Origin of the sequence: Lacihabitans soyangensis, assembly GCF_024343775.1 — a bacterium.
In the GTDB taxonomy this organism is placed as follows: Bacteria; Bacteroidota; Bacteroidia; order Cytophagales; family Spirosomataceae; genus Leadbetterella; species Leadbetterella soyangensis.
The window spans coordinates 75,157-87,609 of sequence record NZ_RJUF01000184.1 but is presented as its reverse complement, the minus strand read 5'-3'; the positions used below and the strand labels follow the sequence as shown (position 1 = coordinate 87,609).

Sequence of the window (12,453 nt, the reverse complement as noted above, 5' to 3'; positions counted from 1 at the left end):
CTTTTCGACATGAAAAAGATGCAAAAACTCATGTTGCAGATAATGCTTATCGATTCTTTTTAAGATGGCTGGATTGCCACAATTCGGGCAAAACTTTGTGTCGAAGGGTGCTTCGCAATTGTGACAGGTCATATCTTGTATTCTGGGTAAGGTAGGATATCTTTTGGATTAAAGACTACGAGACTTAATTTCTTTTTTCATAGCCACGATGTTTGATATATTAAGAATCAAAATAGGCGATAGACATAAAGGCATCATTATAATTTGCCAAATCGTTTTTTCCTTATCTATGGAATTGAGAACCAATAACATAATCAATGCACCAGCCAACAAGCCAGTTAGAAATCTTGCAATTTTTATATTTTTTAAAAGTTCTTCATTTGTCTTTTTCGAGAAGTCTTGTTTCATATTTCAGGGTAGGGTAATGGTTCTAAGATGATCAAAGTTCTGAAAAAATAGAGAATAAGCCAAACCCCTGATACTAATTTCTACAAACAGTTTTAATCTACAGGTAAACAGTTCTTTTGGATGTATGAAGTCGATAAAGGTTCTGGGCTTATTTTCAAGATTTCACGCTTTTGCATATATTTTTGATCTAATCGATTTTTTGTAATTGTTTAGGACCTAATTTGAATTTTGGAAAGAAAGATGCATTTTGTCATTATGAGTCTTTTATTTCGATTTTGTATTTTTTGGAAAATGATTTTCCCAGTTTTGTGATTTATTTCGTTTCAAAACTACTCACTTGAGATTCCTATGATTGAAAGACGTAAATTCATTAAGAACACCTTTAAAAGTCTTCCTTTATTGGCCAGCAGCTCCAGTTTGTTTGCTTTGGCTTGTGAGGACAAACATATCCCAGGTGCATTGGACAAGACGGTGGTGATAGTCGGTGCCGGAATTTCAGGCTTAGCTGCCGCTAAAAGCTTGCAGGAGGTTGGCTTTAAGGTAATAGTTTTGGAAGCTCAGGATAAGGTGGGTGGTAGGCTCAGAACTAATCGCAGTCTTGGCGTGGCATTCGACGAAGGGGCAAGTTGGATACACGGAACTCGCAAAAATCCAATGACAGACTTGGCAAAAGAAGCGGGAATGACCACTTTCGAAACCTTGGACGAAAGTCAAAAATCGTATGATGTTGGTGGCGTGCTTAGAAATACAGAACTTTATCAAAATGCTGAAGATGAGTTCTATAAGATTCTAAAAAATATGATGAAAAGCGGTAAAGCAAACGAAAGTTTCGAAACCGTTTTTAATAAATTATACCCTGAAAAATCGAACGATAGACTTTGGAAGTTTTTGCTTTCATCCTACCTGACTTTTGATACAGGCGATTTGGATAAATTGTCGTCTCTACTGTATTATGAGGGTGAAGAATACGGTGGGGCGGAGGTGATAGCCACCAACGGATATGATAATATTCCCAATTATTTGGCTAAAGGCTTAGATATTAGGCTCAATCAGAAGGTTTCTAAAATAGATTACTCCAATCAAAAAGTAAGTCTTTATCACAGTGATGGGATTTTGTCAGCCGATTTTGTGCTGGTAACCGTTCCTTTAGGAGTTTTAAAAGCCAGTGTTATCGAATTTTCTCCGGCATTGCCAAATTCTAAACAAACCGCTATCCAAAAAGTAGGAATGAGTAGTGTTAACAAGTTCTTACTCACTTGGGAAACTGCTTTTTGGGACGACGTTCAGTACATTTCATATACACCAGAAATCCGTGATAAATTCAACTATTTTGTGAATGTTAAGAAGTACAGTCCCAACCATAACGCCCTCATGACTTTTGCCTATGCCGATTATGCCCGGGTAACGGAGACCATGTCAGATGCCCAGATTATCGCTGAAATCATGAATCATCTCCGAGATATTTATGGGAAAAATATACCTAATCCAAGCCAAATGTTAAGAACCAAATGGCAAAGTAATGAAAATTCGTTCGGGGCATATTCATATACAGCCATTGGCACTGAAATGCAGCATTTTGATGATCTAGCCGCAGAAGTAAACAATAAGTTGTTCTTCGCCGGCGAACACACCGAAAAAGATTATTTTTCAACTGCTCATGGTGCTTATATAAGCGGTAGGAGAGAGGCGGATAAAATTATTCAAGTATTTAAATAAGGCCTTATTTGTTCAAAATGCCTTTGCAGATTTTTATGGATTGGATTTTTAGGTATCGGCATTTTAGTCAAACGAATTAGAGTTGCATTAGAATATCCTTAAAATTAGATTGTTTCGGATTCTTTCTTAAACAATCTTTCGGTGTAGCGGTTGAGAGTGAGTAACAAACATAATTTCATTACAGACATGAAAAAGAAAAGTTTTAAACTCCATTTATTCGCTCTACTATTAACTGGTTTTACATTTACATCTTGTGAGGAAGATGAACCCAAAACAACTAACATTGTTGATGTAGCCACTTCTAACCCACAGTTTTCGACACTTACGGCTGCTCTAACGAAAGCCGAATTGGTTTCAGCTCTACAAGGTACGGGACCGTTTACGGTTTTTGCTCCTAATAATGATGCTTTCACAAAGGCAGGTATTACAAGTTTAAGTGGGTTAACGAAAGAGGCACTTACGCCTATTTTGACTTCTCATGTATTGGCTGGAAAAGTTAAAGCAGCCGATGTGAAAAGCGGCAAAGCTACAACTTTAAATGCCAACAATAATATCTATTTGTCTGTGAATACTACTGGTGTTTATATCAACGGAAATATAAAAGTTGTTTCGACCGATTTGGACGCATCGAATGGTGTGGTGCACGTGATTGATAATGTTATAGTGCCACCAAGCAAAAATTTGGTGGAAATTGCCATTGGAAATCCTAACTTTTCTGAATTAGTTTCGTTGGTTACAGCAGCTGATCCTTCTGTTGCAGCGGCACTTACGGCAGCATCACAAAACGGCCTGACAGTTTTTGCACCTACCAATGCTGCGTTTACCGAGTTGTACAAAACTACGCCAAAAGCATCACTTTTGAGTCCAGCAAATAAAACTCTTCTAACCAATGTGCTTCTGTATCATGTGGTGCCGGGAAGGGTTTTTTCAACTGACTTGCCAAACGTTAGCGGTGACGTGGCAACTGCATTTACCGAAAAAGTAAAATTCGATCTCAGCTCTGGGGCTAAAATAATAGGCAAGCGTAGTGGTTCTTCCAACATTACTTCAGCAAATCTTTTGGCAACCAACGGAGTGATACACGTAATTGACAAAGTTCTTCTTCCGTAATAGGGTTATTTAACGGGACTAGAGTAAAAATTGCCAGCGGATTCCGTTGGCTTTTTTTATCATAAGGCATTCAAGGTTAAATTTAGTTTAAATCATAAAATCAGTTAGAGGTCAAGACCGTTTTTAAGCCCTCAAACATTTTCTTCAGTCTTTTGTAGGCGGTTTGACTATTTCTTTTGCGTTCCATTTCAATTTTTAGTCGTCCTTCGGCCAATTTCATATAGAAGTATGAACCATCATTTAGCCCAATTTCACCATCAATAGTACCGTTTTCAAATGACATCTCATTTGAATCACCCAATTCTTCGGTCAAGTAACTTTGAACTTCTGGAGTTTTGTCATCCGGAAATTTTGCCGAAATACTCATCTTGTTTTTGTCTTCCGAAAGTTTAAGATCCACGTCGCTTTTATGAGAATTTCTTAAGCCGACAAAGGCGATGCATGAAATAGTGGCAATGATCAATAATAGATTTTTCATAATTCTAAGCATAACTTTTTTAATGATGATGCAAAGATAATGTATAAACCAATACATTGCAATACATAGTACCTTGTTTATTTTTTTTAAAATCGATTGTTATATTTCTTCAAGATTGAGTTTTATTAAAATAGAAAATTATACAAAATCAACAACCCATCAACCGACTTGTCGAGCAGAATAGCCTTTTTGTCTAAATGTAAATATTTTTCTAAAAATTTATATTAATTTGAGTTTCGTATTCAACCTTAATATATAAACATGAAAGAAATTTTACGCAAGTCTAGAAAAGGTTTCTCATTAAAGCACGCTTTTTTGGTTTCTATAGTGGGCATTGCACTCAGTTCCTTTGTTATTACCAACACCCCAAATGGTTTTTCAGAAATCGGGATAAAGGCAGATACTTTGCCTAAAGTAAAAATCCCCGAGGGTGTTGATCCCAATAGTGACGATTGGAGAGGCATAGATTTGGAGCCTAAACCGCCGGTTTTACCACTAAGTGTTGCAGAAGAACAGCGACAGTTTCTTTTACCTCCAGGTTATAAAATCGAACCGGTACTTACTGAACCCGCCATTCAACAGCCCGGTGCCATAGCCTTTGATGGCAATGGTAGAATGTATGTTTTGGAGCTAAGGTCTTACATGCTCGATGCCGATTCTAAAAATGAGCTCGAGCCGACCAGCCGCATTTCTCGATGGGAGGATAAGAACAATGACGGCGTTTATGAAACCGGAACCACTTTTATCGACAACCTGATTTTTCCTCGTTTTGTGTTGCCCTATGGCAAAGATTGTATTCTGACAATGGAGTCTGATGCCGACAATGTGTACAAATACACCGACACCAACGGCGACGGAAAAGCCGACAAAAAAGAACTTTTTACTACCAAATATGGTCGCTCAGGAAACGTAGAACACCAGCAGGCATTTATGTATTATGGCATGGACAATTGGTTGTACAGTACCGTAAATGCTTTCAGAGTGAGAGCGACTCCCAATGGTGTAATTCGTGAAAAAACAGGTTTTAATAGAGCTCAATGGGGTGTTACGCACGACGATGATGGCAAACTTTGGTTCCAAGGTGGGGCGAGTGGATTGCCTTCTCATTTCCAGTTTCCGATACATTATGGAAACTTCGAAGTGCCCAACGAATTTGCAAAAGGCTTTGATGTGCCTTGGGGTGCAGCGGTAAAAATAGCCGATATGCAGGGAGGTATGGACGAAATCCGTCAACCCGATGGCTCATTGAACAGGGTTACTGGCTCAGCAGGAAATGATGTGTATAGAGGAGATAGGCTTCCAAGTAACCTCAGAGGCCAGTATTTTTATGGTGAACCAGTGGCCAGAATTGTAAGGCAAATCAATCCGGTAGTTACTGAAGGTTTAACTACGCTACACAATGTTTTTCAAGATCAAAAATCGGAATTTTTGCGATCTACTGATCCATTATTTCGCCCAGTGGATATGGCTACGGCCCCTGACGGTACGATGTATATTGTGGATATGTACCACGGCATTATTCAAGAAGGCCAGTGGACGCAAAAAGGAACATACCTGCGTACAAAAATAGAACAATATCAGCTAGACAAAGTGGTAGGCCTAGGTAGAATCTGGAGGATAACTCATGAAGGAAAAGAGCGAGACAAAACACAGCCAAAAATGTTAAACGAATCGGCCGCAGCATTGGTAAAACATTTGGAGCATCCAAACGGCTGGAGACGCGATGCCGCACAGCAACTTTTGGTTTTGAAAAAAGACCTTTCTGTAGTTCCTACTTTGAAAACAATGGCAGCATCGAGCAAAAACGAATTGGCCAGAATTCACGCCATCTGGACATTGGAAGGCTTGGGTGCTTTAAAAACCGATTTGGCCAAAATACTGCTGAAAGATGTAAATCCAAGAATCAGAATTCAGGCCTTACGTGCAGCCGAAACACTTTATAAAGCAGGTGCAAAAGAACTGGAAGCCGATTATGTAGCCGCCATGAAAGATGCCAATACAGATGTGGTAGTACAAGCCATGCTTTCAGCTAAGGTGTTGAAAATTAGCAATTTGGAAGAAGGGGTAAAATCTGCAATGTTCAATAACAAAGCTGCCGGTGTAAAGTTGATAGGCGAGCAAATCATCACTCCACCAAAACCAAGGAATAATGGACCGTTTGGAGGGGTGGAGTTGAGTAAAGAACAAAAGGAATCGGTAGATAGGGGTATGGTGATTTACAGTGAGCTATGTTCACAATGCCATGGGAACAATGGCATGGGTGCTCCCGGTGGTAATGGAAAATTGATGGCTCCGGCACTGGCTGGCTCGCAGCGAGTTCAAGCACACCCTGAATACGCCATAAAAGTAGTTTTGCATGGAATGGAAGGCAACATAGAAGGTAAAAACTACGCTGGTGGCTTGATGGCACCAATGAAAGGCCACGACGACCAGTGGGTAGCAGATGTGGTATCCTATATAAGAAATGGATTGTCTAATGACGCCTCTATAATTTCGGCAAAACAAGTGGAGAAAATTCGTGCTAAAACAGCCAATCAAAGTGTTTTGTATAAGTATGATCAACTTATTAAAAGTACACCTAAGGAAATTCAAGTGTCAGATGGTTTGAAAATCACAGCTAGCCATACGTCCTCAACACGTATCGGGGGAAATGTTTCGCCACAAAGTGCATTTACATACGAGGGCTGGTCAACTGGTAAAAAGCAAGAAAAAGGTATGTGGTATCAAGTGGAATTGCCAAAGGCCATGAATATTTCAGAACTACAATTTAACTCCGCTGCCATAAGAAGATTTGGCCCAAGAAATGGAACTACTCCACCGCCACCACCACAAGTCACCCAAACTTTTCCACGAAAATATACCGTGGAAGCTTCGGTGGACGGAAACACTTGGGAGAATGCAGCTCAAGGTCTTACGGGTAATGAAGGAGACAATACAGTTCCTTTATCAACCCCGAAAGTAAAATATTTGAGAATAAAGCTTGAAGAAGGCCTCGAGCAAGAAACCGAAAACATCCCATGGACAATGAAGCAAGTAAAGATATTTGGATTGCAGTAATCGATATGCTTAATGGCACACGGATGACACGGATGTACCAGCACGGATTTGCACGGTTTTTTATTTGAATGTCTTAGAAATAATTGTTTTGCCTGGTGTTAGTAATTATCAGGAAACTTACTACATTAGAAAATTTATTTTCTAAGGGCACTTCGAGTACACTAGTTTGATAAAACGAATTTGAACGGGTAAAATCTGTGGATATCCGTATAATCTGTGTTATCCGTGTTCTTTTTGCTCTGAAAGGCAGGAAAGTGCATAATGCTCAGTTAGTAAATCGGATGTACTTTGCCGAAAATATAATTAACCTTAAAAACAATAACATGCTGACTCAAAAAGCAAAATGGATTACAGTTTTATTTCTTTTGTCTATTGTCAATCAAGTATTTGCAGGCGTGATTCTCGATAATCTCAAAGTAGATTATGAAACTACTCCGCTCGGGATCGATATCGCCAATCCACATTTTTCTTGGCAAATGAAGGCAACAGATAATAAACGGGGTTATGCTCAAACTGCCTACCAAATAGTGGTGACCGATGCTGATAATCAAGTTGTTTGGGATTCCGAAAAGGTATTCTCAGACCTTTCCCATGGAATAGAATATGCCGGAACTACCTTAAAAGCCACCACAAGATATACTTGGAAATTGATTGTTTGGGATAATTTAAAAGCTAGGACAACGAAAAGCTCATGGTTTGAAACGGGTTTGATGAATCCAGATATTTCGGCTTGGTCAGGTGCCAAGTGGATAGGTGGAGGTGACGATGACTTGGTGTTTTACTCTCACTATTTGTCGGTTTACAAATTTCAATATGCCATTCAATTAGATAAAGCATCCAATTCTACCAAAGTAGCTTTTGTTTTTGGTGGAAACGATGCCCGGTTGATGAACAAAGACCTCAATATTCAGGGAGTCGAAAACAAAAGGGACGAGAGTTACATTGCTTTGGAGTTGGATATTAGCAATGTTTCTGAAGCAATAGATGGATTGGCAAAACTCAATATTTATAGAGTTGGCTATTCTAAAAATGATAGCAAAGAAACCCCATTCAAAAGTCTTTCGATTCCAAAAAACCTGATTAACGAAGTTAATAAATACGAGAAGCACAAGATTTTTGTGTCTTGTAATTTTGGATTATATGAGTTTTTCATTGGCGACACCAAAGCGGAGAACAAAATTACCGAAAAAGAAGAAGGAACGCCTTCTCCATTTGCTCCTCGTGGCTTAAATCTCAATCCAGTAGGGAGCGGGAACAACTATATCAGTTTCCCCATGTTGGCAGATGTGGGATTTCAAACCGATGAGAATCAAATCGCTCGTTTTTCTGATCTTGAACTCAAAAATTTTCGATTTCCGTCCAATACGCTTTTTTCTGAAGATTTGACCGCTCAAAACTATTCGGGAATTTTTCAATCCAATAAGCTTGCGGTGGAAAACAAGGCCTATGTTGTAAAAGGTGGGGCTTTAGTTTTGGCAAATCCCAGTAAAAATGCCGCTCCCATGCTTAGAACCACCTTTGATATAGCGGCCAAGTCAATCAAATCAGCCAGATTGTATGTGACCGCCAGAGGTATTTATGAGTTTTTCATCAATGGGCAGAGGGTAAGCAACGATTATTTTAATCCCGGACTTACCCAATACAACAAAACCCACATGTATCAAACCTATGATGTCAAAAATGCTCTTAAAAGTGGCAATAAAAACGCAGCTGGAGCATGGCTGAGTGAAGGTTGGTGGAGTGGTAACATTACTTTTAGTGGGGAAAGCTGGAATTATTTCGGAGATAGACAGTCACTTTTAAGCAAGTTGATAATAAAATATACTGATGGCACAGAACAAATAATCACTTCAAATCCTAGTGAATGGAAGTTTTTCAATGATGGACCGGTTCGGTATGGAAGTTATTTTCAAGGGGAAGTGTATGATGCTAACAAAGAACTTGCTATAAAGGATTGGTCAACAGTAGCTTATGATGCGAGTAAGTGGAAGTCTGCAGTGGAAGTGCCTTTAGAAGGTACTGCTTATCAAGGTACATTTACAGATACCCGTGGACAAACCTCTACTTTTTCCTACAAAGATTTTAAGTTGGTAGGACAAATGGGAAATAATGCTACCATAGTAAAAACTATGCCGGCGGTTTCGATGGAAGAAGTTAGACCAAAAGTATATGTGTATGATATGGCTCAAAATATGGTCGGTGTGCCGCAAATTGCGATCAAGAATGGCAAAAAAGGACAAGTAATAACAATGCGTTTTGCAGAGGTAAAGTATCCAAACTTAAAAGAATATGGTGAAAATGTAGGTATGGTAATGATGGAAAACATCAGAGCGGCTCTTACTCAGGATATTTACATTCTTAAAGGTGGCGATGAAATTATCCAGCCGAGATTTACATTTCATGGCTATAGATATTTAGAAATAACAGGTCTTGAGAAAGCAATTCCGATTGCTGATGTAAAGGGATTGGTAATAAGTTCGGTTTTGGGTTTGTCGTCTAGTTATGAGACTTCCAATCCTTTAGTCAACAAACTTTGGCAAAACATTACATGGTCGCTTCGCAGCAATTTTCTTTCTATACCAACAGATACACCGGCCCGAAACGAACGCATGGGTTGGAGTGGGGATATTTCAGTATTCTCAAAATCAGCAACTTATCTGACTGATGCAGATATGTTTTTGAGGCGTCATATGCTGGCTATGCGAGATGTACAGGCTGAAAGTGGTCGCTTTACCGACGTAGCTCCCATGGGTGGTGGTTTTGGTGGTACGCTATGGGGAAGTGCAGGTCTGACGGTAGCTTGGGAAACTTACCAACAGTATGGCGATGTACAGCTTTTGAAAGAGCATTATGATGCCATGAAAAAGTATATAGCTTTCTTAGAAACAAAAGTAGACAAGGCCACTGGAATATTAAATGAAGGACCCTTGGGCGACTGGTTAAGTCCTGAAAATGGCAAAAATGATAACACCGCATTTTGGATGAGTTATTTTGCTTATGATTTAGAAATCATGACTAAAGTGGCTAAGATTCTCAATAAAACTGAAGACGCAACCGCTTTTAAAGCTCGCAATGATGAAGTTAAGAGGGTTTTTAATGAAGTTTATATAGATAAAAATACTCACAGAACCATAAAATCAGGCGTAAAGACTGCCCGAATGGGACCACCCAATGCCAGGAATATAGAAGAGAAGTCGGACAAAGGTCAATTGGTAGATACCCAGGCTTCTTATGCCATACCACTAGATTTGGGTTTGTTTAACGAAGAAAATAAACCTTTTGCTATAAAATATCTGAATGAAGCCCTGACACGTAAAAACAAAGATGACGAAGGTGTAGATAGACCAGAATATTCTTTGATGACAGGCTTTATCGGAACAGCCTCAATTGCCGACGCACTTTCTGAAAATGGAAATCATGCCAACGCCTACCGCTTACTTCAACAAAAAAGCTATCCATCTTGGTTATATTCTGTCGTTAATGGAGCTACGTCTATTTGGGAAAGGCTAAATTCATATACTGTCGAAAACGGTTTTGGTGGTAATAATTCTATGAATTCGTTTAATCATTATTCGTTCGGAGCAGTTTCTTCTTGGATGTACAATTACTCCCTTGGTATTCAAAGAAGTCCAGAACATGCTGGATTTAAGCATTTTATACTGAAACCGACTCCTGACCCTGATAGAGTAATGACCTTTTCCAAGGGATACTACGACTCAGTTTATGGAAGAATTAAGAGTGAGTGGAAAATATTAGGTAGCAAATTGAGCTATAAATGCTCGGTGCCACCAAACAGCACTGCTACACTTTATTTGCCGGCAAAAAGTTCGGAACAAATTACAGAATCTGGTAAGTCTATAATATCTTGGAAAGACGTGAAAGTTGAGGGAGAAAGCTTAGCAATTCCTTTAGCATCTGGAGATTATGTTTTTGAATTGAAATAAAAATACCTGATTTTGAACATGGCCAGAGTTTTCCATGATGGAGGACTCTGGTTATTTTTTATTAAAGTGTGGTATCGAACACCTTTAGAAGAACTCCATACTCCCTTATACTAAATTCATAGAATTCACTTATTAGAATTTATACAAATGATTTTATGGATATTGATTGATTTTGAATGCTATATGATTTTATATGATTCACAATTCTTATCAATTAATCTGAAATTTGTAATATAATTTGGCGGAATAATGCCACTGAAGTACTGAAACTTATTCAGAATAATGCTGATTTGTCCTTAGTTGGACAATTAATTCGGTTGCAAGTTGAAGAAGTAATTGATTGTGATTCTATTTAAACCCTAAATACAGATGAAAAAAGGATTTTTTACCTACGAAAATGGTGTAGTTCTTCTGATGGCACTCACATTTGGTTGTTTGTTTTTTGATAGACTGGCACTTAATTTTTTAATGCCTTATGTATCAAAAGACTTAAATCTAAACAATACCCAAATAGGATTATTGGCAGGAGCCCTATCCTTGGCATGGGCATTTTCCAGTTTTTTTTCTACGGCTTGGGCAGATGCCAACAATAAGAAAAAAATAGTTTTTGTCGTAGCGGTATTTATATTTTCCTTCTGTTCGTTTGGATCTGGCCATGCCATGTCATTTACAAGTTTATTAATTGCACGAATGGTGATGGGATTTGCCGAGGGGCCAATTATTCCTTTGGCACAGAATTTTGTAGAAAGGGAATCGACACCGAGCCGCCTTGGACTAAACACTGGGCTACTGCAAGCCGTAGGTTCGGCACTTTTTGGTTCTATCTTAGCCCCAGTGTTATTGGTGCAAATAGCCGATAGCATAGGTTGGCGTTCGGCATTTTATGTGGCTGGGGTTCCTGGGCTTATTATGGGTATTCTTACTTGGTTTTTAATTAAAAAATCTACCACCGAAAGTGTAGCCAACGAGGAACGAGATAAAGGGTTAAATCTCCGAGAATTGATGAGTTATAATGATATCCGTTGGGGTTTGGTAGTAGCCTGTTGTGTATTCGGTTGGTGGTTTGCAACTTTACCTTTTATCTCCAACTATTTTGTGAATCAGCACGGAATGACTGGCGATGAAATGGGAAAAACTATGGGCTTACTCGGTGTAGCAGGATTAATTTCATCCATTGTAGTACCTGGCCTTTCAGACAAGTTTGGACGGAAAAAAATTCTATTCATTTTTTGTATCGTAGGTGCTTTATATCCATGTTCAGTATATTTTCTACCTGGTTCAGTTCTTCAAAAACCTGCCATGTTTTTTACCTATTTCATGATGGGCTGTCTGCCCATTGCAGCAGCCGTGATACCTTCATTGGCAGTTCCCGAAAGATTAAAGGCCAAGGCGATTGGTTTAATAACTGCCGTCGGTGAAATCGTAGGCGGTGTTATTGTACCCGCCGTGGCCGGTGTGCTTTCTGACAAAATCGACCCTTCAGCGTTCCTTTGGGTTTCTGCTGTCCTGGCAATCTTTGGTTTATTTTCGGTGATGAAATTGACCGAGAAAGAGGTTTAATGTATTTCATTGAATTAGCAAATCGGGGTAAAATATTTAGGCGAAATTGAAAAATATCTTTTTGTCTTTTTTATAGACAATAGTCAGCACAGTACATGATTGTTTAGTGACATAAATTGTATTATTTAGATTTATAATTTGAAAAATCTAATTTCTGGGCATTTCATAATCAGCTTAAAT

The 12,453-nt window shown here is 38.9% G+C and carries 7 protein-coding genes; 5 read left to right on the top strand and 2 right to left on the bottom strand.

What is annotated here, in order from left to right:
- Nucleotides 1-168: 168 nt before the first annotated feature.
- Nucleotides 169-408: a redox-active disulfide protein 2 gene (locus EGI31_RS21670; RefSeq protein ID WP_255037897.1), complete on the bottom strand. Its 240-nt coding sequence runs from the start codon at nt 406-408 to the stop codon at nt 169-171.
- 348 nt (nt 409-756) lie between these two features.
- Between EGI31_RS21670 and EGI31_RS21665 the strand changes: the two genes are divergently transcribed.
- Nucleotides 757-2,124: a flavin monoamine oxidase family protein gene (locus EGI31_RS21665; RefSeq protein ID WP_255039280.1), complete on the top strand. Its 1,368-nt coding sequence runs from the start codon at nt 757-759 to the stop codon at nt 2,122-2,124.
- Between the two features lie 186 nt (nt 2,125-2,310).
- Nucleotides 2,311-3,234 (top strand): fasciclin domain-containing protein, encoded by a 924-nt coding sequence (locus EGI31_RS21660; protein ID WP_255039279.1) that lies wholly within the window; start codon nt 2,311-2,313, stop codon nt 3,232-3,234.
- 100 nt (nt 3,235-3,334) lie between these two features.
- Here the strand turns inward: EGI31_RS21660 and EGI31_RS21655 are convergent, their stop codons facing one another.
- Entirely contained in the window at nt 3,335-3,712 is a 378-nt protein-coding gene (locus EGI31_RS21655) for a hypothetical protein (protein ID WP_255039278.1), read from the bottom strand.
- 261 nt (nt 3,713-3,973) lie between these two features.
- Here EGI31_RS21655 and EGI31_RS21650 point away from each other — a divergent pair, with 261 nt between their 5' ends.
- The 3 genes from EGI31_RS21650 to EGI31_RS21640 all read left to right on the top strand — a co-directional run bounded on the left by EGI31_RS21650 (nt 3,974) and on the right by EGI31_RS21640 (nt 12,273).
- The gene (locus EGI31_RS21650; RefSeq protein WP_255039277.1) at nt 3,974-6,769 is read left to right on the top strand and encodes a DUF7133 domain-containing protein; all 2,796 of its coding nucleotides are present in this window, start codon (nt 3,974-3,976) and stop codon (nt 6,767-6,769) included.
- A 323-nt stretch (nt 6,770-7,092) separates the two neighbouring features.
- A complete protein-coding gene (locus EGI31_RS21645) occupies nt 7,093-10,713 on the top strand; it encodes an alpha-L-rhamnosidase (RefSeq protein WP_255039276.1) in 3,621 nt (1,206 codons plus the stop codon).
- Nucleotides 10,714-11,082: 369 nt separating this feature from the next.
- A complete protein-coding gene (locus EGI31_RS21640; RefSeq protein WP_255039275.1) occupies nt 11,083-12,273 on the top strand; it encodes an MFS transporter in 1,191 nt (396 codons plus the stop codon).
- Nucleotides 12,274-12,453 lie beyond the last annotated feature (180 nt).